The organism is Leptospira broomii serovar Hurstbridge str. 5399, assembly GCF_000243715.2.
Lineage (GTDB): Bacteria > Spirochaetota > Leptospiria > Leptospirales > Leptospiraceae > Leptospira_B > Leptospira_B broomii.
The window spans coordinates 891,882-912,454 of record NZ_AHMO02000008.1 but is presented as its reverse complement, the minus strand read 5'-3'; the positions used below and the strand labels follow the sequence as shown (position 1 = coordinate 912,454).

Annotated in this window: 19 protein-coding genes, 1 pseudogene and 1 CRISPR repeat array; of the genes and pseudogenes, 12 read left to right on the top strand and 8 right to left on the bottom strand. The window is 35.4% G+C overall.

Translation table 11 applies throughout. The features are described from left to right. Positions 1-316: 316 nt before the first annotated feature. The gene (locus LEP1GSC050_RS09775) at positions 317-946 is read right to left on the bottom strand and encodes a hypothetical protein (RefSeq protein ID WP_010571038.1); all 630 of its coding nucleotides are present in this window, start codon (positions 944-946) and stop codon (positions 317-319) included. A gap of 354 nt (positions 947-1,300) precedes the next feature. On the opposite strand from LEP1GSC050_RS09775, the gene LEP1GSC050_RS09770 reads away from it, so the two are divergent. Then, on the top strand, positions 1,301-2,068 hold the full coding sequence (locus LEP1GSC050_RS09770; protein WP_010571037.1) for an enhanced serine sensitivity protein SseB C-terminal domain-containing protein: 768 nt from the start codon (positions 1,301-1,303) through the stop codon (positions 2,066-2,068). Between the two features lie 771 nt (positions 2,069-2,839). Continuing rightward, positions 2,840-3,662: a CRISPR direct-repeat array (repeat unit 36 nt; unit sequence ATGCTCAACGCCTTTCGGCATCAAAGTTAGTTTCAG). Between the two features lie 366 nt (positions 3,663-4,028). On the opposite strand, the gene cas2 is transcribed toward LEP1GSC050_RS09770, so the two are convergent. From cas2 to cas6, 7 genes are all read right to left on the bottom strand, one after another. Next, entirely contained in the window at positions 4,029-4,313 is a 285-nt protein-coding gene (cas2, locus tag LEP1GSC050_RS09755) for a CRISPR-associated endonuclease Cas2 (RefSeq protein ID WP_010571035.1), read from the bottom strand. Further along, positions 4,313-5,938: a type I-MYXAN CRISPR-associated endonuclease Cas4/Cas1 gene (locus LEP1GSC050_RS09750; protein WP_020987694.1), complete on the bottom strand. Its 1,626-nt coding sequence runs from the start codon at positions 5,936-5,938 to the stop codon at positions 4,313-4,315. Before LEP1GSC050_RS09750 ends, cas2 begins: the two co-directional genes overlap by 1 nt. A 578-nt stretch (positions 5,939-6,516) precedes the next feature. Beyond that, positions 6,517-7,155: a type I-MYXAN CRISPR-associated protein Cas5/Cmx5/DevS gene (gene cas5, locus LEP1GSC050_RS09745; protein ID WP_010571034.1), complete on the bottom strand. Its 639-nt coding sequence runs from the start codon at positions 7,153-7,155 to the stop codon at positions 6,517-6,519. Next, on the bottom strand, positions 7,152-8,036 hold the full coding sequence (cas7i, locus tag LEP1GSC050_RS09740) for a type I-B CRISPR-associated protein Cas7/Cst2/DevR (protein ID WP_010571033.1): 885 nt from the start codon (positions 8,034-8,036) through the stop codon (positions 7,152-7,154). The genes cas5 and cas7i overlap by 4 nt, the downstream gene beginning before the upstream one ends. Further along, complete coding sequence (gene cas8a1 / locus LEP1GSC050_RS09735; RefSeq protein WP_010571032.1) at positions 8,029-9,618, bottom strand: type I-MYXAN CRISPR-associated Cas8a1/Cmx1; 1,590 nt, start codon at positions 9,616-9,618, stop codon at positions 8,029-8,031. The genes cas7i and cas8a1 overlap by 8 nt, the downstream gene beginning before the upstream one ends. After that, positions 9,606-11,891 carry a CRISPR-associated helicase/endonuclease Cas3 gene (locus LEP1GSC050_RS09730; RefSeq protein WP_010571031.1) on the bottom strand — a complete coding sequence of 762 codons (2,286 nt, stop codon included), beginning with the start codon at positions 11,889-11,891 and terminating at the stop codon, positions 9,606-9,608. Before LEP1GSC050_RS09730 ends, cas8a1 begins: the two co-directional genes overlap by 13 nt. Continuing rightward, entirely contained in the window at positions 11,888-12,502 is a 615-nt protein-coding gene (cas6, locus tag LEP1GSC050_RS09725) for a type I-MYXAN CRISPR-associated protein Cas6/Cmx6 (protein WP_010571030.1), read from the bottom strand. Before cas6 ends, LEP1GSC050_RS09730 begins: the two co-directional genes overlap by 4 nt. Positions 12,503-13,139: 637 nt before the next feature. Between cas6 and LEP1GSC050_RS09720 the strand changes: the two genes are divergently transcribed. From LEP1GSC050_RS09720 to LEP1GSC050_RS21355, 11 genes and pseudogenes are all read left to right on the top strand, one after another. After that, complete coding sequence (locus LEP1GSC050_RS09720) at positions 13,140-13,739, top strand: RNA polymerase sigma factor (protein WP_010571029.1); 600 nt, start codon at positions 13,140-13,142, stop codon at positions 13,737-13,739. A gap of 10 nt (positions 13,740-13,749) precedes the next feature. Then, on the top strand, positions 13,750-14,394 hold the full coding sequence (locus tag LEP1GSC050_RS09715; RefSeq protein ID WP_010571028.1) for a hypothetical protein: 645 nt from the start codon (positions 13,750-13,752) through the stop codon (positions 14,392-14,394). Positions 14,395-14,504: 110 nt separating this feature from the next. Continuing rightward, positions 14,505-15,506 carry a hypothetical protein gene (locus LEP1GSC050_RS09710; protein WP_010571027.1) on the top strand — a complete coding sequence of 334 codons (1,002 nt, stop codon included), beginning with the start codon at positions 14,505-14,507 and terminating at the stop codon, positions 15,504-15,506. Between the two features lie 328 nt (positions 15,507-15,834). Further along, positions 15,835-17,313, top strand: a complete 1,479-nt coding sequence (locus tag LEP1GSC050_RS09705) for a hypothetical protein (protein ID WP_156895958.1) — start codon at positions 15,835-15,837, stop codon at positions 17,311-17,313. A gap of 11 nt (positions 17,314-17,324) precedes the next feature. Further along, on the top strand, positions 17,325-17,759 hold the full coding sequence (locus LEP1GSC050_RS09700; RefSeq protein ID WP_010571025.1) for a hypothetical protein: 435 nt from the start codon (positions 17,325-17,327) through the stop codon (positions 17,757-17,759). Continuing rightward, positions 17,756-18,196 (top strand): hypothetical protein, encoded by a 441-nt coding sequence (locus tag LEP1GSC050_RS09695; protein WP_010571024.1) that lies wholly within the window; start codon positions 17,756-17,758, stop codon positions 18,194-18,196. The genes LEP1GSC050_RS09700 and LEP1GSC050_RS09695 overlap by 4 nt, the downstream gene beginning before the upstream one ends. A 4-nt stretch (positions 18,197-18,200) precedes the next feature. Further along, positions 18,201-18,677, top strand: coding sequence for a hypothetical protein (locus LEP1GSC050_RS09690; RefSeq protein WP_010571023.1), 477 nt, complete (start codon positions 18,201-18,203; stop codon positions 18,675-18,677). A gap of 21 nt (positions 18,678-18,698) precedes the next feature. Then, complete coding sequence (locus LEP1GSC050_RS20390; protein WP_010571022.1) at positions 18,699-19,253, top strand: HD domain-containing protein; 555 nt, start codon at positions 18,699-18,701, stop codon at positions 19,251-19,253. A gap of 6 nt (positions 19,254-19,259) precedes the next feature. Then, positions 19,260-19,712, top strand: a complete 453-nt coding sequence (locus LEP1GSC050_RS09680; protein ID WP_010571021.1) for a hypothetical protein — start codon at positions 19,260-19,262, stop codon at positions 19,710-19,712. Between the two features lie 185 nt (positions 19,713-19,897). Further along, a pseudogene (locus tag LEP1GSC050_RS21360) lies at positions 19,898-20,242 on the top strand (transposase); the annotation flags it as partial. Next, positions 20,225-20,425, top strand: a complete 201-nt coding sequence (locus LEP1GSC050_RS21355) for a transposase (protein ID WP_456297486.1) — start codon at positions 20,225-20,227, stop codon at positions 20,423-20,425. The pseudogene LEP1GSC050_RS21360 and the gene LEP1GSC050_RS21355, both read left to right, overlap by 18 nt. Positions 20,426-20,573 lie beyond the last annotated feature (148 nt).

Below are 20,573 nucleotides of genomic sequence, written 5' to 3'. Positions count from 1 at the left end.
TTGCCCTGCACGTAATTATAATAAAAATGAAAAATAAGAATATGATCCTCAATAGCATCTTACGAACTTCCTTGATATTCGGGACTGATATTTTATATATTCATTAAATAGAAAAAAATCCATTGATAAATAGACCAGCATGGATCGGTTTCTATTTCTTCGATTGCGACTACTTGGGAAATACATAAAATAGAAATGACGGTGAATTATACTCGGGTATTAGTGGCCGGAAAACTCCAGACGTAGATTTAAAAACCACAAGTTCAATACTTCCCGTCAATTCGCTTTGAGTGAAATGAAATTACTGACAGTTACCTCACTTGGATTTCTTTACTTTCATAATTACTTTTCGAATAAAATAAATTAATCCAAAAAGTAATAAAAGACCAAATCCATCAAAAATGAAATTTGCTAATCGAGTGGCCGAAGGAAACCAATAGTAGCCATGACCTTCTTTAAAATGCAACTTCGAAAGTACACTTTTAATTGCTAAATTATCTTCCGGGTTCTTTTCGACGGAAGAAATTGTTATGCTGTATATATAATCTTGATCAAAAAAACCAAAGTTAATATTCGTTTCTGTTGAATCAGGTTTGGACAATCTATACTTTACTGCTTTTCGACCTGCTAATTCGACAATTTCTCTTTCGCTAATATGAGAGATTCCTTTTTCTTTAAGAGCCTCTAAAAAGGTTTTCTGATAACTTTCTTTGGATATATCAAAAAAAAGGGCAGGATGATCGATTCGATTAACGACTACACCGTTTTTTCGTTCGAGATCGTGAATTGAAATCATCTTCTTCGCATCACCATCGACTCTAACCCAATTATCTGGCACTGTTACGATTAATTCATGAAAATCAATTTTCTGTTCCGCGAATAAGGGAAATGAAAATAGGAGGAGAGAAAAAAGAAATAATGCAGCGAATTTTTGACTGTTTATCAATTGAATTTTCCTTAATGATTGTCGATAGAGCATATTCTTTATGGTCCATCACTATCAACTAAATTTTCTTTAGGGAGTCAAATAATCATATCGAATTATAAGAAGCTCTCTTCACCGATTTAAACAACGATTCTAATTTACTTATTGTTAGTTTTTCCGACGCAAAATCGATCGATGATTGAGCAAATCGGGACCTGACGGTTCCTGCGTAGCGAAATAAATTTGTTCTCGAATAATAATTAAACACTCTTAAATATTACCTGGAAAACATGATGTGAATTCTTTTAGCTGACTTGTATAGAATTAGTATTACTGCTTGACGATATTTAATTTATAATCAAATTCACAAAAATTATGCTATCTCATCCTGAAAATCCACTTGAACTAGCTCTTTCAAAAGCGGCAACAGAACCTGCTTATCGTCCGGAATTCTACAGATTGCTGTTGGAGTCTCAACTTTTTGTTCTCGGAGAAAGCGATATAGAACCAGATGCAAATGGAGTATTACAAAGCGAAGCGTCTATCCAGCTTATTAATATTACTTTTGAAAATGAATATTATATTCCTATATTTAGCTCTTTAAGAAGATTGGAGGAATATATTTCGGGAAAAGAGAGTTATTTAAATTTTGAAGCGAAAGCCTTTTTCCAATTTACAAAAGGCTCGCAATTCTTTCTGAATCCAGGTTCAGACTATGGTAAGATATTGAAAGCAGGAGAAATTGAAGGTTTACTTAATGGTAGTCTCTGGCGTCCTAATGAAAGGATTGAAGTGAAAGAAGAGACAGAGATTTTTTTGGGTCAACCCTCCGATTACCCTCATAAACTCGTAGATTCTTTGAAATTGATTTTTAAGGAAAAGAAAGAAGTAAAGAGAGCATATTTGGCTCGTATATTCAATCCCTCTTCTGGTGATCCAGGACATATTTTAATTGGAATTGAAATATCGAATGAAGCTGACTGGGATGAGGTAATGAAGGATACAGGTTTTGTAGCGAAAGAAGCTATGGAAGGTTTAATCGATTTTGTTAGGGTTAATCCACTAGAAAAGTCGTCAAACTCCGTAAGTTCGTATCTGATAAATGATACGAAACCATTTTTTAAAAGAGGATTTTTCGGATAAAATGAATTTTTGAATAGGATAATTAAGATTTGAAAATCGATCTTTTTTTAAAGAAATAATCATGGACCTCATCGAATACCAAAATAAGTGGAGGAATGTTCATTTCTGTGAAAGCAAATTAAGTTTTTTGCAAAAAGTTGGTAGCCATAACTCTATTAATCGAATTTTTTTTGCGGCATACGAAAGAAGGATAATCTTCATCGCGATCTGCATTAAAGATGAAGATCTAAAATCTCTATAGAGAGAAATTTAGCTAAAATCATCGACATTACAATTATCAAGGGTGGGTTTGTTGAGCAAATTATTTTGGATTTACTATTATGGTTTGTCTTACAGACATCGCCAATGAAAAACTAAAAGGCATCTGCCTAACATTTATGATCGAAACTGAATACAAATCAAAAGAAGTTTACGGTAATATTGATGGTTATATGAGTAATATTTGGTCTGAAAATTTTATGGTCTATGATCCAATATTTAATAGTTTATCGAAAGTGATTTCAATCCTTTGTAATATTATCTATGGACAAATAGAATTATTTACAATTTCGAAAGATTTATAAATGAAAGATTTAGAGTCGGGGAGGAATTTCTCTTTCGAAAAAACTTGAATGACCAAATTTTCACCGACTGTCAGCTAATTACTATAACGCTACAACAAACACAATATCTAACGTTACTAGATCGCAACTGCGTTCTGGAGGATATGCTTGGGCAATTTGGGGATTATGCTAGTTCGGGACATCGCCAAAAAAATTATTACTCATTTAGAAGCTCAACGTCTTATGGCATCAAAGTTAGTTTCAGCCTGGATCTTCTCCCATTACAAATCGAGTCCTGTAATGCTCAACGCGTTTCGGCATCAAAGTTAGTTTCAGTTCAGAAATAAAAGATCCAAGGCTTGAAATCTTAAAATATGCTCAACGCCTTTCGGCATCAAAGTTAGTTTCAGCGGACATGTGGCTGAGTTCCAACACCCGTTTCAAATATGCTCAACGCCTTTCGGCATCAAAGTTAGTTTCAGCGATATCGATGTTGGAACCGGCGCAATTAGATACATGCTCAACGCCTTTCGGCATCAAAGTTAGTTTCAGCCCTTGGAAGCCTATCACCACCTTGATCGATACTTGATGCTCAACGCCTTTCGGCATCAAAGTTAGTTTCAGTCGGAACGTCTGGAACTGGGTCACACTATGACATATGCTCAACGCCTTTCGGCATCAAAGTTAGTTTCAGTTCTTTGATCTTACGAATCTCGTCCGCTCCCTTGCATGCTCAACGCCTTTCGGCATCAAAGTTAGTTTCAGACGCAAACGATTCCATTTACGTGGACAGCACCGACGAATGCTCAACGCCTTTCGGCATCAAAGTTAGTTTCAGTAACTCAAAGTTGGTTAAAATGGAATTTTGGAGCAAATGCTCAACGCCTTTCGGCATCAAAGTTAGTTTCAGTCCAATACCTGATTCATATAGTCCCTAGGACAATATGCTCAACGCCTTTCGGCATCAAAGTTAGTTTCAGTCACGTGGACAGCACCAACGACATACGATGTTTATTATGCTCAACGCCTTTCGGCATCAAAGTTAGTTTCAGAGCAATTTATACTGGTGGGTTCTTCGAAGAGAAATTGAGGATACAAGAGGAATTTCTAACGCAAAACAAGTATATTGGATTTTAAAACTAAATTTCATCTGAAAAATTCTCTTAGGTCATTATTTTCTTTCAAATCCCATTAAATATTTAGTTTAAACCATTCAAGTATAAACTTGATGACTTCCAATCATATCTGCTGCTGTAAATTCTGCAACGAAGAATCTTTGATTTATACTTACTATATAAAATGATCTTATAAGGTAATTCTCAGAATATTTAGAATATAGTAGATTTTCAATTCTTCCAAGAAAGCCGATCTACTGGTTTCCTAAAAAATTATGTCTATGCCCTGGATTGATGCTTGAATCAGAGAATTTTGAGGGTTTTGGGGGTGGGAGGCCAGGCGGACTTTTTCTCTTGCGTATGTGCACCGGAAGCACATTTTGCACAGAGAGTTAAGTAAAATACTTCATCTTCTTTTTCAGTTACTTTTGCCAATTTCCAGCGGAGTTTTTCCAATTCCCTGTCCGTTGAGTAGATTCGAAAAACGCTAAACTGGATTCGTTCTCCGAATCCCTCCATAATTTTGGCAACCTTTCGAAGTCGTTTTGGTTCGCGAATATCATAAGCAACTAACCTCCAATGTTTCATTATCTTAACCTTGCTTGTGCGAATATCCCGGCTTCTCCGCTCCATTCTTTTTCCAAGAGCCGAGTTTCCAATTCGATCATTCGGTAATAAGAAAGTGAATAATTTACAACTGGATGTTTCCAGCTATCGTCCAATCTTAATTCGTAGAGCTGCGTTGCCTTTTTGCGACCCGGTTCGGAAAGCCAAACCTTATATTTCGTAATTTCGAAATCCTCCTCATTCCAGGACTTCCGATTTATACTTCCGATAAGTGTCATATCACAGATACTAACTCGAAATAATTCCATTAAATCCAAGACAAGAGGTTCTGCCGAAGATCTTGGAGTATGATAAAAGCCAAAACTCGGATCAAGACCAACAGATATAATTGCTTGCCGAACCGATTTGTAAAGTAGCGAGTAAAAAAAACTTAAAGCGGCGTTAAATGGATCCTTAGGTGGTCGTTTACTCCTGCCATTCGGTATTAGGAATGATTCAGAACTTTTGATTAGAGTAGGTAACCCCGAAAAGTATGCTCTTGCGGATGAACCTTCAATACCTAATAGCTGACTAGCCGACCTTGCTAATTCTATATTTTTGAGTCCATTTCGAATTGTTCCTATGTATCCTTCGGTTTCATTTCTGGTCTCGTCTTTTCCTCTTGTAGCTCGGAGTAAATATCGAAGTTGGGATTCACATTTAGCTGATACTAATTTTTTGGTTAGATTCAATCGAATTGTTTCTTCCGTTAGAGCCTTGAATTGTCTAATTCTCCTTTGAACACCGGAAGGATTGATATTAATTCCGCCTATATAGTTTCCTCCTCCCGAAAACCAATGGATCGGAATTTCTTCTGCAGCTAGAAATTTAATGGTCTGACTTGAAATTTGACAATTTCCGTGGATATTGACAGATTCGATCTCTTGAATTGGAATTTTTTCTAATTTAGGCTTTTCTCCTTTTTCTGCGACATTTTCTACGAGGAGAACGTTGGCAGATTTTTTGATTCTTGAGTCATGACCGAAGACATGTATAGTCGCCCGATCTCTTTTTTCCGGGAAAAGTCTAACCGGTTCGTATTCTGTTTCAGTGACTACTCGAGTTTCTTCCGGTAAACAAACGGGGGCTAAGGAACAATTTTTGCATAAATTTTCGTTTTCTGTTACCGGCGGCCTTTCTGTAGACGTTGATAATTCTTTCGCCCTATTGATTGCTTTTACAGCTTTTAAACGGAGTTCTTCATCAATTTCAATTCGAACTAAATCTTTACTACCATGATATCTAATTTTACTTTCTTGGATTGTTCTGCCCGTTGCCTCTTCCAAAAGTAGGGCATAGACTGTTACCTGGCATTTATCAGATTCCCACGCTTCTGGACCGTTTGCTCCAATTCTTGCGCGACCTCTTTTGTGCTCATAGGGTATCCAGTCTCCGTCTCTTTTTTGAATACGGTCTACCTTGCCTGAAATTTCTAGTTTTTCGCTCGTATAATGAAAAGTTTCTATCCTTCCTGAGGTATCTTCGGTCGGCTCTAATTCTTCGTGCAAAGTTCGTCCTGCGTAAACTCTATCGTCAGCAATTAATACACCTTCCACTTCCTCCAAGTAGAAAAGTCTTTCACAGTATAGAAGGGAATGAATTCCCATTGCACGTAAATTTCCGTAGGAGTCCATATTTAGTTTATAATCCGAATATCGGTTTTCTTAATATCGTATTTTAAGGGTATAAAAATTAGAGATCTAGAATATTTTAATTCATTATATTAAAAAATAATCTATTATTAACGTAATGTATTTCACCGTATCAGGTGAAGCCGTTGAAACATTAATTCGTTATTGATTGGATTAAGTAGGTGGCGTAGGCAATGGATACATTAGACTTTAATTCACTGCATCTTTAGATAGATCCTTTGATTTAAGAAAATCTACCGCAAACTTTCGAGCTTTTGTAAAATTTTAATCTAAGCTCATATTCTTCAACAGGGCCTTACGCCAAGTTGTGTATTCAATTCGGTCCCGATTGTTGAGCGCTATAAAACATTCCGCGTGAACGTCGTCCATTCCGGAAATTAATACTTTAAATCCTTCGTTCTATATCGCTTTTCATTCAATAGCCTCCGTCAATTTGATAAAATCAATTGTAATCGGTTCTCAGTTTTCAAATACTTGTTGAATTAGGAAATTTAGGGTCCTTTCAGTCCATATCCGAGGGAAAGGAAGTAGAGTCACGGGTGAATAGAAATAAATTCGTCGTCTGTAATATCTCTGTATTCTAAGGTTTCCTCAAATAGAAACTGTTGCCATTTTGTTTTAAAAGATCCGACATGATCTGGCCATATTGGTAAACTGATTTCCCCGATTTCAGTTGGTTTTAAGAGTTGAAAGGATTTACGATCGGAATCCTTTGCATACCGTATATCATTTATAAGGTGTGTACTTTCTCCCAGGCAAAGAGAGCCAAAACGACGTATCCCTTTCGGGTTTTCAAATGCATTATTAATTCTCTCTTTCAATGGAGTTTGGTTTATATCCTTTCCATTCCGGACCCAAATAAGCAATTCCGTTCCGGTTAGTAACTCCTGAAAATCGGGCGTAGCATTGTTCCCAAGTCCAGGCCCTAGCTTAACTGATTTAACTCTCCACATCTTTCTTAATATTGTTGAGCGTTCTGGTTTTGAGAGCAGTGCTATTGCGATTTCAACTCCGGAGTGCTTTTCTCTTTCTCTTTCTCCAACGAGCGAAAGTAGCATACCATAAACTGTGGAAGGGGCAGGTACTGGCAGGGTCTCCGCGTAGGTCCTTGCATAGGGTGCACGAAAACAGGCTACTGGAACTGAAACATATAAGCAGATCGAATCACTCATTTGAGATCCACTTTCATTCTTTTTTCCAGTTCGGCAAAGCCTTGTTTAACTCCATCAAATAAGGCGACTTTCTTCTCGCTCAGTTTGACTACTTCTGGGAGTTTAGAAATGGGACCTGCGATAATCAGAGTATCAGCTTCCAAATCTCCTGAATTAACTTTTTCAATGATTGATGGAATCGATAGTGCATTATCAGATTCTTCGAATGCATATAATATTCTTGGAGCGAAATCGTCAGTCCAACGAAGGATCACGGATTCTGGGGAAAAGTCATATAAAAATCTACTTTGGTTTCCTGCTACCTGGTTGAGATTTAAAATTGCATTAATAACCTTAAAAGCCCTGGTTTTGTCTTTTAACATTTCAGGAGTTAGAGAAAAACCGTACTGATAGCGAGTTGCATGAACTTCCGTTCCATAAAGACTTGTATTTGATTTTTCTCCACTCTTTGAATTAAAGGTAATATCTCCGGCATATGGGGTTAATGAAATTGCTCTCGAAAATTCTAACCTACCTTTTCGAATCGTAGCAGTGCCTTTTTCACCGTCTTGTTTACCTGCTTCCGCTAGCATAAATCCTAATACGTCATCATCAATGTACGCCTTAGACCCTTTTTGGGGATTTTCCACCCATCCACGCCATTTGTTATCTTCGAATTTGTGATTATTTGCGTTTGCATCCCAAATACGATTAACTTCTTCTCCTGATAATTGCCAATAATAACGTAATGCCCACCGAATTGCTTCTGCAGATACTGTCGTATGGATTTCATTTTTCCATAGCAGTTTTTGTAGGGTTGTAATATTGCCCTCTGTTTCCCCCCTATTATTTGCGGAGGTCCCATAGGGTGTAATTACCTGTCCAAATAAATGTTTACTCATTATCCTCTCCTTCAATTTCTATATCTAGAATTTCTAATTCTTCTTTCTTTTCTGGTTTATAGCTTACCAAAGATAACAACGCTAAATCTCTGCCCTTTTTCCAATTTTCGGGTCCTAGTAGTGTCATTATCTTTTCCCATCCATCTCTAAGTTCTGGGATATTTCCTGCTCTGGACCAAAAATCTGTGATTGTCTGTCGAAATGATTCAAGGTTTTTACTTTTCGATAGGGCTACTCGTAGTCTTTCGAAATCTCTTGCTACAAGCTTATCAAATGAACCTGCTCCTGGTTTCTTCGAATCGGAACCTAATTTACCGAGTCTATGTTTCCAAGCAGTATGGCAGATCTTAATAAATATTTTTTCCCCTTCATAATCAAAATTAATTTTTTCCACCACTTCGTTTAACTCCTTTTGCTCAAACTTAATCCTGTATATTAATTTCCCCGAACTGTCTTTAGTCGGAACTACCAATTTGTGAAAATTGCTATAAAAAGGTTTTCCATTCGTTAAATTATCGCAGAAAAGTTCTTTTGATACGGGAATTGTGATGTAGCTGCGTTTAGGATTTTTGATGTTTCCTTTTTTATCTTTTTCTTCTTTTAGTAATTGGCAACGAGGTTTTAAGATTTTCGAAATGATAGCATATTTACTGACTTCTTTCTCAGAAGCCATTTTGTATTTATGTAATGAGGTTTTACTTTTTTGGGTTGAGTTCCACTTAGTCTCACCGATACTTATTACTGTGGTATATAGGTTTTTGACAAGGGAACTATTTTGTTTTATATAAAATTCCCGAGCTAAGTATAAACTCGCTTCAGAGAGTCCCGCCATTGTAATTTCTAATTCATTTGATTGAGCAATCCTTGCTCGATTAGAGGCAAACGAATCTAAGTTATCGACGGAAGAAATTACAATCGACGCTCGTATTTTTTTCTTCAAATGCGGATCGGTTACTTTAACAGGTAAATAAATACATCCGATACAAGCGTATAAAAGTGGAAACGCCGTTTCTATTCTCTCTGAAAGTTTAGTGTGATTTCCTAATCCTGCGTGCTTAACTGAGCCACCTATAAACATCCAATTTATTATTTCGATTTCTTCCCGTAATTTTTTCTTTCTGGAATTGTAAAATAATTCAAAGCTTGTCTGACTTGCATATGATATTAGCTTCGAGAAATTCACAACTATAGGTCTGCTCTCTTCTCCGGCAAAGTTCTTAGGAACGGCCTTCTCGCTTTTAGAACTTTTTAGAGTTGGTTGAAAAAAAGTTGTTAATAAAGATTTATGAGAAATTAATTTATTTTCAATTGGTTGGGCTCCGTTGAGTTCTAAAGCTGGAAAATAAAAAAAACCTGTTCTATCTATTTGAAAGGAATATTTAATTAGCTCTGTAAGCGCCTTCCCTAATTTTTTATCATCGAAATTAAGGTTTATACTCGTTGTATTTAACTCATAATTTAATCCTGGAATCTTTTTCTTTTTGAGATCCAATGATTTCAAGGTCATATATAAGCCACCGAGACCTACTTTATGCAAATCGCTCATGCCCGGATTGGACAATGATAAGTTTAATTCTGCCATTTCGCACCTTCCATCTTGTCGTAGCGAATTATTGAATCAGGAAGGATAACAACGTGCTTGTAAAAGTTTGCGGTTTTGAAATTAAATGCGGAATTAATTGTCATGGGTATGGTAAAATTAGTAATCTCCTTTGGACTCTCTTTGATACTAGCAAAATCACTTTCTAAAATGCAAAGTATCGTATTACTTGGTCCTCTTAATCCTTCTATTGCGGGCATAAAATAAAACGTGGGTTTATTGAAATCATAATAAATAGGTGGGTAAAGATTTTCGCTTTCTGGAGTGAGTTTTAAGAAATAGTTTTGTAACTGATTTTGACTAATTTCCACATTCGCCATTCGTAAGTTTTCAATCCACTTTTCTGTAAGCTGCAGATCCGCCTTGTCGTATGGAAATGGTTTTTCCGGTTTAAAAAAATAGACACCCCGACTAGGAAGTTGATTATCCGGGGTAGTTCGTCTATTTAGTCGACCTAAGCGTTGTATAATGGCTGGGATCGGCGCTAGTTCGGAAAAAAGAATATCAGAATCAATATCCAATGACATTTCGGAAACTTGAGTTGTCACACCAACAACGGGTGGTGAGTCTTCTTTAAATGCTGAAATAAATTCCCTGTGCCGAATGACTCTGTCCATATATTTGTATCTACTATGATAAAGTTTTACGTTGAGCACGGATGTGATTAAATTACGATAAATCGTTTGTGCGCGTTTTACCGTATTTACTACTACAAGAATTTTCCCGGAGCCAGCATGTTTCTTGATTCCGTCTAAAAGAAATTCCGATTCTTGAACTTCATTAAACTTGTATCTGGGTAGGTTCATTAAATCAGCTGGAGATTCAACCTCTTGAACATTTAGTAATTCTCGTTTTAGTAGCTCTTTTCTGTCTGGCTGCAACGAAGCACTCATTAATAGAAATTTTGTATTTTTGAATAGTTGCATAAACCGAATCAGAACTAAAAACATTTCATCATTGTAAGAATGAATTTCGTCAAAAACGAATGTGCCAGTGGCAATTGAAGCAAAGGATAAAATAGCCTTTCTGCTATTTTTCATTAAGGAAAGGACTGTATCAGCCGTACAGATTATAATCTTAGGGTGATAAGAATGGAGCGCATTGATTCTGTCCGCTATTTCATTCTCCTCTTCCTCTCCAGTTTTTTGAATTCCTTCTAAATCTACCTGTGATCTCGAATGAATTAATTTTGCCTCATAAACTGAATCGCCAACATAATCTAGATACCCCTCGGTAGCTGTTCCAGTCGTAGGATAACAGAAGAATAATTTAGAATCTAATGCATTATTTGCGGCCCACAAATAAGCTCCTACTGTTTTACCTGACCCACATCCAGCTTCAACCAGTGTAATTCGTCCCCGAGAATTTGCGATTTGGCTTTGGAATTCACGAGGAGATTTCCCGTTTAATCTTTCTAAAACGATCCGATTTATATCATTTTGCTCGATATAATTCTGCAATGATTCTATTATCCAATTCTTATATTCGATCCCTTTAGGAACTAAGGCACTTGCAATAACATCGGCTGAAATTACAAGTGGCTTTAGAATCATAGAAAATATATACCAATCTTCGTTCTCTTTAAGAAAAGCCTCCCATTCAGAGCTAATCTTTTGGAATTCATCGATCCAAGTCTGTATTGACTTAAATCGTTGCTCTGTGTGCGATGATAAGAATGAAAAATAAAAAGCATTAGTCGGCTTATCTTTCCCAAACAAAATATCGAAGTCTGGCGCGTTTGCATATGAAATCAATTCGGTTGGTATTCCACCATTTGAATATAGGCCCGGACAGGCACGCTTTAAATCGATATCCATTTTTAGATGATGAGCCAGGATTCCGCTGTAAATGGAATTAATAAGAGGTGTATAAAACTCTTCATTTTCAATGGAACTGATTTCAGTTTTAAGATACGCCTGTAATTTGTTCTTTGAACGCAGTATCATGAGTACAGAAAGAAATTCGTGTCTTATTGGTTGGCGTTTTACAGAATTGCCTTTAACTAATTCCTGAAACCAATTGTTCGCCTTACCCAAATCATGTAATAGACAGGAAAGGGGTAGGATCTTTTGCAATCTTTTACTCCAAATTTCCGATGATAGGCCGAATGACTTTAAAATTTTTTCGCCTATAGATTCGTAGATAATTAAACCAACCCTTTCCGCTGCTCTAAGGTGCGGAACTAAATACATTTCTGCAGAGTTGTCGCGAGGATCGTTTGAAAGGCGCTTTGCTAATAATCTTTCCGGGTTCATATCCGGACCCCGAGAAAATTCCCGCATCCCATTTTACGTCGTCCACCTAGTCCAAGTTCCTGTATTTTTAGAGAATCTTGAGGTGATAGATTTAGTAGTAAGACCGGAAAACCAACGATTTCCTTGTCGTGGATTTTTGTTGTTTTTCTAATTATTTTTTGGTTGTTATCCGTTATGGTGCCACGGAATAGCAAGGCTTCGCAATTTACCTCTAGAGTTGTTAATTTCTTTTGGATGGAATTTAGAAATGGTTCTTCTTCAGTATATCCTTTAATGGTAACTAATCTGCTATAAAGAGTACGATGCGGTTTTAGGAGTGAAATGGTCGGAATTCCAGTTTGGATTTTTTCATTTGAGATTTGAAAGCTTTTCCCTGCCAATTTAAGTAGTTCAGGTAATAGAGAATATTCGGCTCGGATACGTAATTTGCTACTTGAATTCAAATGGAGGGTTCGATTTCGGTCGGGAATTCCAGAAATTCCGCAAATCGAGAGTTTTTCCGATTCATGGACTACTTGATTTTGTCTAGAAAGGGCCGAATACAATCGAAATCCATGATCCGCCGGAATAGTTTTGCCTATTATTGGAAATTTAAGTTCAATATATTGCATATGGGATATGTTCTTAAATTGCTCTAACTATATTTATTTTTTTGGAGATACTTTTAAAGAAATTTCTTCTTCAAATTCAATTGAACTCTCAGATCCTAAAAAGAGTGAAACCTTTGTCTATTATAAAATACTTCTATGGGCTTTAACAGTATTCGCCCCAGTTTCATCAATTACTCCAGATTCAATGATTTGAAACGTTGGTTGGGATTCGTTTAAGTAGGTCACTCTATTTGCCAGTGGCGGAGACTAATAGTGCCGGAAGACATAAAATCCAAGAATGAATTCAATTACGGTTACTACAGTAAGAGAATGGTTAAATATGTAGTTAAAATATTCAACTACATCAATTCTTCGTTTGAAATTGAACTTAGTTTTTCCTCAAAGGAAAGCCTCTGTAGATCATTGAGAATATGGAAAAATTTAATGAGAGGTTTTTAGTTTATTCGAAAAGACTAAAAACAATTCACTTGACTTCACAATTTTCATTTTCTCCGGGATCGATCTTAGATTCGAAGAAGTATTAAGCCTTTACATAATATATAAAAAACTTGTTCTTGACACGTCTCACTCTCACGTTATACTTCTTAATTTCATCGCCTTTCTATGATTATGTGTTTGGCTCTTTAGGAGGTGGATCTTGGCGGAAAAAGTTAAAGATGATTTTCGGAAAATAATCGATGGTTGTATTTTATTAAATCAATCTTCTTGGAGAGAATTTATACATCGATATGATCGCGTTCTTACAGGGACAATTGTTAACTTTCAAGGAAAAGATGAGGCCGACGATGTTTTCCAAAAAGTATTGCTCAAATTGGTCGAAAAGGATTTTTTCCTTCTACGAAATTTCAGGGGATCAACGGAAGCAGAATTTCGTAGTTACATAATTCAAATTACCAAAAACTTACTTAGAAATGAGAATAGAAGTTTTTTTCGAAGGCGAGAATCATTTTTATTAGAGAATGAAGAACTGGACTTAGCATTGATAAAAAAATCTGAGGAAGCCTGGAAAAAGGCAGAGGAAAACTTAATTTACCGAGAAATGTTTGAGAAATTTGAAGGTCTATTGCAAAATTTAGATTTAAAGTCCCGAGAGATTATTTATTTTCGCTTACGAGGATTAAAATTCAGGGAAATTTCTAAAATATTGGGAATAAAAATAAATACTGTCCTTTCTCTCAATAAGCGAGCCTTAGAAAAAATTAAAGCTTCGAGAGAATTTCCGAATTTTCTGCAATAATATAATCACAATGGGAAACTCTCCAGAAGAAGACGAGCACATATCAGAAGATGTTCTTTTACAGTTTATAAATGGACTTCTTTCTTATGAAGAAGCTGAAGCAGTTGAAATTCTACTTAGGAATTCTAAAGAAACGTTCTTGAAGTATATATCTTTGAAAGAGACTTTATTTTTGGAATCGAAAGGAAAAAAGATCTCTAAAGAAATGGAGGATAAGATAATTTCATCGATCCTCCCTAAGAGAGAATCCAATTTTCTACGTATCCTGGTTCGTTATAAAAAAGAGCAGGTTTTCGTTACCTCTTCAGATCAGGCGGCTCTTGCTTTCGAGGGTTTCATGACCGAGTTTAATGGTATATCTAGCGCATCTGGACCTATAAGTATTAGCCGGAAAATTATAGATCGAGAAGTTACTTTAATTGTTCAGCCTGGGGATAATTTAGAGGAGAGGCTCCTTTCCTTAAATATAGAAAGAAGCAAAGGAATTAAGGCTGAACTTTTCGTCGATAGTCAACTATCTGATAGAATAGAAGACCTCTCTCAAAGACAATTATTTCTTCCTTCGATCAATTCTTCGAATTCAGTTGAAATCAAACTGATAGAAGAAGGCAAAGTGTTCTTTACAATCGGTTTATTCCTTCAAATAGAACAATAGCCTTTAAGCCCAAGTTCTCTTTATTTACTTCGTAAATCCTTAATTTTTGCAATAATTCTTAAAGTTACGAACACTACTTAATTGGATTGCTAATGCATCTGAAGGGTAGTATGTTTCGTAAGAAGAATAAAAAATTCATTAGAAAGGCTCTGCTATTTTTTATCGGCCTATTCTACTTGAACTGTCTGCACTATTTAAAATCGTCCGTTCCAGTCGCTGAGAAAGAAATTTCCAGAGAATTTATTAGCAAGAAACTAGAAAACAAACTCGATTACAAATTAACAAAAACCGCAATAGTTTTCAATTTAGTCGAATTCGAAAATTCAACATATAATTCAAAGATTGAAGTTACATCCAAAGAATCTTCAAATCCAGACATACGATCCATGCGACATTGCGGCATTGGATATGGCGACTATTGGGATTGTATGCTTGTACTGCCACTTGCAACTATTGGAATCGGTTATATATTTACAATTCCCGCTATAATTTATGATTTTATAATGTATCCTTTTTCGTCTTACGCAGATAAAGAGAAAAAGGAAATTAAAGAAAAAAATATTACGGAACCCGGAAAGGAAACTCCTTTTTCAAAAGCCAAGTTAAGATTAACAAACGAAGATACTAAATTCGATAAGGTTTACACTTTTAAAAATGGGAAAATTGAGGTTCCCTTCTCGGAAGTAAATGTTAATTATCTATTTAATAGCGACGATAAAGAAGTAAGTGATCGTTACTATTATTTCTATTCAATTATCGACTCGTCAGGAAAAGAAATTATTCCCACTACTTCTTTTAACGGTTCCAAGTTTAAAGATGACCAGAACTTCATAAAACTAGCTAATCAAGACTTCGACAAAGGCAAGCAACAAGAATACAAAAGGTGCTCTAGTAAATTTGAATTATCCGTTTTAAGAGAAGGTTACAAATACATTTGGGACAATGGCGGAAGCTTGAGTGAGGATGAACTTATCATTCAGGCGATCCTATATAGAGCCTGCCATCAGTTCAAAGGCACTGATTCGCATAGGGTCTGTTTAAATGATTTCTACGATTGTATCCCAACCGTACGATATATAGATAATAAAAACGTAAAATACAATAAAAAATAAGGGTAAGTTATACGATTTAAGGCAATAGATGAATTTCATGTACTTAACTAGGATTGTATCAATGGTTTCGCTTAGGGGCCGATTTTATAAAATCTTACCAGCATTAATAATTATCTGGTCAGTTTGGTTTGCTTATCAAAATCGATTCTTACAAGACGATGCATTTATTACTTTTCGGTATTCTGAAAATTTATCAAAAGGATTCGATCTTTTTCCAAGTTCTTTGGACATAAATAGTGCCTTTAGCAACCTTGAAAATCTTTCAAATGGAATTGGTCCTGTATTTAACCCAGGTGAAAGAGTCGAGGGCTACACAAACTTTCTTTGGATGATATTAATCGCAGCGGGCATTTGGATAGGTATAGTTCCAGAAACCTTCTCGATTTCTTTAGGATTAGTTTTGTATCTCGGATCTTTGATTATATGGTATAGTATTTCAAAATCGATTTTAAAATCCATAAAACTTGTTTCTCTATTTCTATTTTTAGTTGGGTCTAATTATTCGATCTCTTCATACGCAACCGGCGGGCTTGAGACATCCTTAGTAACATTCCTAGTTTCTGTTTCGTTATTAATGGCTTTAAAGGTACTAGACGAAGACCTCGAAGATTATCGATCCTATATCTTTCTCGGATTTGTTTTCTCATTACTTATTCTTACAAGGATCGATCTCGCTGTAGTTGTAGTAATAATTTCCTCGTTTATCAGCTATAAATTTCTGTTAACGAATCGAGAATCCATTTATAGATTTATATTCTGCGTAAGCTTCCCGGTGATATATTTGGTCGGTGCTTGGTTTGTATGGAAAGTAAACTACTATGGACGTTTACTTCCAAATACGTTCAATGCTAAACTGCAAGGTGGATCTCTCTTAAATCTATTATCCGGCTGGGAATATTTTCATCTGCTTTTCTCAACTTACTGGTTAGGACCTTTTATCATTTTGCTTTTAGTTTCCGTAATAAATAAAAAGTCAAAAATCGATCATTCCTTTTTAAAAATGGGAGGATTTCTCCTAATCATAGAATTCGCTTACATATTTTTCATTGGTGGAGATTTTATGGAATTTCGATTCGTAGTTCCGTTTTTTCCACTTTTGGTCCTACTTCTTCTAAATTATCTTAAAAATGAATTCAATAGAATCGCGATTATCTCTCTGTCCTTATCATTAGTCGTTTCTTCTTTTTATTTTAGAATCAAAGATCGTTTGAACTTGGTTACTGATATTAGCTTTGCTGGCGTTGAATCTATTCAGACTTTACAAAATCATATAAAAAGCCCGATAGAAAATTGGAGTTTTATCGGGAGGAAGTTAAACCAATACTTCAAAAACTCAAAAACTAGAATAGCTGTTACTTCCGCCGGAGCGATTCCATATTATTCGAAGCTCTATTCTTTGGATATTCTGGGACTACTGGATATAAATGTAAAAGACCCAGATCGGTTCGATACGTTTAATGGGTTAAAAAGCGGGCATAAAAAACATGCTAAAATCAGTTATTTAATCGAGAAGAATATTAATCTTGTTGTCGGCCATCCTAGATTAGCCCTAACAGAAGAATTTGTAAAACGAAACCCTGCCGCAGCAATGGTAATTCAATCGAAATTCGTTAATATAGAAATGAACAAGAAAAGTCTAATTCGATTGTTTTTTCCCTTAATTACCGAATCGGAAATTCAAACGCTTCCAGAACTGAAATACTTTTGGATGCCCTTAGATGATACAACAAAGCTTTTAGTTCTGTATTTGACGCAATCCAATGAAGTAGATCGGGCAATTAAAAAAGAGGGTTGGAAAACGTTCTAATAATTACAAAAATGCGAACTTCTATTTTTTGGATTATAGTCTTTCTATTAGGATTTATTTTCTGTTGTAGAACAGATCAAGGAAACCAGGAGCTATATAAGGACATTAAAGTTCTAAACTGCTATTGTACAAAAAAGGCTCTTCCACTTATCGGAGGATTCATCGCCGGAAAACATCCAGAAATGGCGTATGAACTTTGGTGTTCGGCTAAATTAAAGAATGCATCCAAGAAAATAATAGAATCGGTAACAGTTACTGTATATCTTCAAACAGAAACAGGTTATACTTTGAATAAAGACGATATATATTCCGATCCTGATTATTATAAACCTGGAAGTACTATCAATTTAAAATCAAGTTACGGATCTAGTTTTGATCACAGGTATCGAAAAGCATCCTGTTCAATCAAAGAGATTAGAATTAGGAGAGAAAAAAAAGAAAAATGAGAGAATTCTTTGGATTACTTCTACTATTTTTATTAGTTTCAGGTTGGATCTTTAAAGGTTGCGAAGGCTGCGATAAAACTCCGAAGCAAAAGGCTGTTGAGAATAAAAATCTGTTTCCTTTTGTAAGCTGTAAATGTTGGAGAAAAGCGTTACCATTTGCAGGAGTCATAAACAAATTCGCTCCTAATGACGGTTATGAAATTTATTGTTCTGCTTCTATTAGAAATAAATCAAAAGAAACATTAAAGAATATTGCCGTTAGAGTTTACATTCTTACTCAGAATGATTACGAACTTGATTCTATTAAGATCAGAGCACAAGAAGACAAATATCCCCCGAACTATATAATCAAGTTTATTTCCGATTCTCCAATGGAAAACAGATCCAATTTTAGTAAGTCAAGATGTGAATTATTAGATTATGAAGAGTTGAGGTAGTTGTATGCATTTCTATTTTTTGGCCAACCAGTATATAGAGCTTCCTAAAGAATTAGAAATACCTTCTGGAACCGGGAAGCAAGGTACGTATGAAATAATTGCAGGTCATTATGATACAGTTAAAAAAACCAATCCTGTTTTTCGTTGGAGAACAGAAACAATTAGTACAGAGGACTATTTGGACTATCTACAAGAAGTCAAAAGGTCAACCAAACAATATTGCGGATTAGAACAATGGGAACTCGTAAACATGCAATGCTTTCAAGAAAGAAGGATGAAGACAGTATTTGGTCAGATAGAAGAATATGATAATGGCGAATATGTATATGAAACATTTTATACCGCAATCCTAGTTTATAAAAGAAGAATGAACAAACAAGAGTTTGTTCAGTATTTAGCAGAAGCAGAGGAATCCTACTTTAGTGGAACGGATAATATTGATTGGGATAGTGAATTCGATAAATCCGATTATTTTGGCTAATTAAATTGGTAACAAGGAAATATGGAGTCATTCTATATAAAATCGCAAAAGGATGCTTTTATTCTGTTAGAAAAACTTTCAGTTTCTAAATCTCTGATTTCTCATCACAAAATAGTTTTACAGACAGCAGAAGAAATGCTAAATCAACTCCCTATCTCGATTAAGAACAGTATAGATAGTAATTTAGTTATGATCGGAGCTTCCATACATGATATAGGTAAAGTCCTATTCCCCAATGAAGAATCTGAACCTGGATCATTTCACGAACTAGCTGGTAAGAGACTCTTGTTGTCCTTAGGTATTCCATTAGAAATATCTAGATTTTCTATGATCCATTCAACAAAAATACAGTCTTCTACAATTGAGGAAATAGTCGTAAGACTTGCTGATGTAATTTGGACCGGTAGTAGAGATTTTGAAAGTGAATTGGCTCTTGCTTATCGTCTCTCTATTAAACTAGAGATTAATTTCTGGTATCTGTTTTCTCAATTGAATGAAATATTCGATAATGAATCAGATAAATGTTTTAGAAGGTATAAAAACCATTTATTAGAAAATAAAATCTTGGTTCGGTAGAATGAAATGAATATCTACAGTTATCATGAACATAAAGGTTTTTTTGTTAAGAGTCAACACTGGATCAGTTTAGACAAAAGTCTAGATGCAGAATGCATATTTCTGTTACTTTCATTAAAGAATGGCGATCTTCTCCGAACTTACTATGATTCTCTACCGCCAGAAGATCATGAGAACCATAGACATCTAAAAACTGCTCACAATGGCTTTAAATTTACTGATGGAACTGCCTACGGAGTAGGTTTGGCTATCCAAGGTGGTAAAGAGGGTCCAGAAGGTCTCCTATTGCCTCTAAAATCGTTTCAGCAGGAGTTTTGCTTCGATCGAATTAGAGATACTATTGGTAATAATATCCATTCTAAAGAAACAGAGAGATACTCCTATAGCTTGTATAAGATAATATTGAAATTGGATTCACTTCTAATTCATTTAAGTGAAAATAAAGAATTGAATAAATAAATATCTAATAATATAGAAGCAGTCGAACTATTATGTTTATCTACTTAGAAAAATATGATCAATTAAATGTACCTATTAATTCAGCAGGAATGATATTTTGTAAATATACAATAATTTTGTCATAAAGAAATTAAAATGAGATATTGTTGTGACCAAACAATTTTCAAGAAGAGGAGAACCCCCCAATTAGGGCAGAAGAAGATAAAAGCCACCTGAAAGTAATCCAAGTGGGTGAGGCCCAACTCAGGAAGGACTTGAGTGAACTCGTAAGAGGTTCAGTCGAAGAAACGCTGAATGCTCTCTTAGATGAGGAGGCAGATAAACTCTGCCAAGCCTCGAAGTATGAAAGAAATCCGGATCGAGTAGATACCGGGGCCGGTTCTTATAATAGAAACTTCGAAACAGAAGCTGGAAAAGTAAGGTTAAAAGTTCCTAAACTTAGAACATTTCCGTTCGAGTTTGCGATCATCGAAAGATACAACCGCAGAGAGAGTTCTGTACAAGAAGCTCTCATGGAAATTTATTTAGCCTATATGAATTTTCCGTCGTGGCATTGGAGAAATACTCGAACGAATAATCCTCTAGACCTGATTATTAAAGAGATCAAGAGAAGGGCGAAAATAGTTGGAGCTTTTTCGGATGGTGAGTCTGCTCTCACGTTAGCAACTGCTCGACTCATGCTCGTTGCTTTTACTAAATGGGGAGCATGTTGACATGGAGAAGTTAAAAGAGTTAAAAATTACAAAGCTTGACGGTCTTGATAGTCATATCTGAAATTCTAATCGTGTGAAACTTTCTGGACATTAAATAAAATAATAAATATATAATATTAACTGACGTTTTGACTAAATGAAAATGAAT

Coding starts and splice junctions, on each gene's coding strand:
- LEP1GSC050_RS09770 (WP_010571037.1), top strand. CDS start 1,301: ATGCTATCTCATCCTGAAAATCCACTTGAACTAGCTCTTTCAAAAGCG.
- cas2 (WP_010571035.1), bottom strand. CDS start 4,313: ATGAAACATTGGAGGTTAGTTGCTTATGATATTCGCGAACCAAAACGA.
- LEP1GSC050_RS09750 (WP_020987694.1), bottom strand. CDS start 5,938: ATGGGAATTCATTCCCTTCTATACTGTGAAAGACTTTTCTACTTGGAG.
- cas5 (WP_010571034.1), bottom strand. CDS start 7,155: ATGAGTGATTCGATCTGCTTATATGTTTCAGTTCCAGTAGCCTGTTTT.
- cas7i (WP_010571033.1), bottom strand. CDS start 8,036: ATGAGTAAACATTTATTTGGACAGGTAATTACACCCTATGGGACCTCC.
- cas8a1 (WP_010571032.1), bottom strand. CDS start 9,618: ATGGCAGAATTAAACTTATCATTGTCCAATCCGGGCATGAGCGATTTG.
- LEP1GSC050_RS09730 (WP_010571031.1), bottom strand. CDS start 11,891: ATGAACCCGGAAAGATTATTAGCAAAGCGCCTTTCAAACGATCCTCGC.
- cas6 (WP_010571030.1), bottom strand. CDS start 12,502: ATGCAATATATTGAACTTAAATTTCCAATAATAGGCAAAACTATTCCG.
- LEP1GSC050_RS09715 (WP_010571028.1), top strand. CDS start 13,750: ATGGGAAACTCTCCAGAAGAAGACGAGCACATATCAGAAGATGTTCTT.
- LEP1GSC050_RS09710 (WP_010571027.1), top strand. CDS start 14,505: ATGTTTCGTAAGAAGAATAAAAAATTCATTAGAAAGGCTCTGCTATTT.
- LEP1GSC050_RS09705 (WP_156895958.1), top strand. CDS start 15,835: ATGATATTAATCGCAGCGGGCATTTGGATAGGTATAGTTCCAGAAACC.
- LEP1GSC050_RS09700 (WP_010571025.1), top strand. CDS start 17,325: ATGCGAACTTCTATTTTTTGGATTATAGTCTTTCTATTAGGATTTATT.
- LEP1GSC050_RS09695 (WP_010571024.1), top strand. CDS start 17,756: ATGAGAGAATTCTTTGGATTACTTCTACTATTTTTATTAGTTTCAGGT.
- LEP1GSC050_RS09690 (WP_010571023.1), top strand. CDS start 18,201: ATGCATTTCTATTTTTTGGCCAACCAGTATATAGAGCTTCCTAAAGAA.
- LEP1GSC050_RS20390 (WP_010571022.1), top strand. CDS start 18,699: ATGGAGTCATTCTATATAAAATCGCAAAAGGATGCTTTTATTCTGTTA.
- LEP1GSC050_RS09680 (WP_010571021.1), top strand. CDS start 19,260: ATGAATATCTACAGTTATCATGAACATAAAGGTTTTTTTGTTAAGAGT.
- LEP1GSC050_RS21355 (WP_456297486.1), top strand. CDS start 20,225: ATGGAAATTTATTTAGCCTATATGAATTTTCCGTCGTGGCATTGGAGA.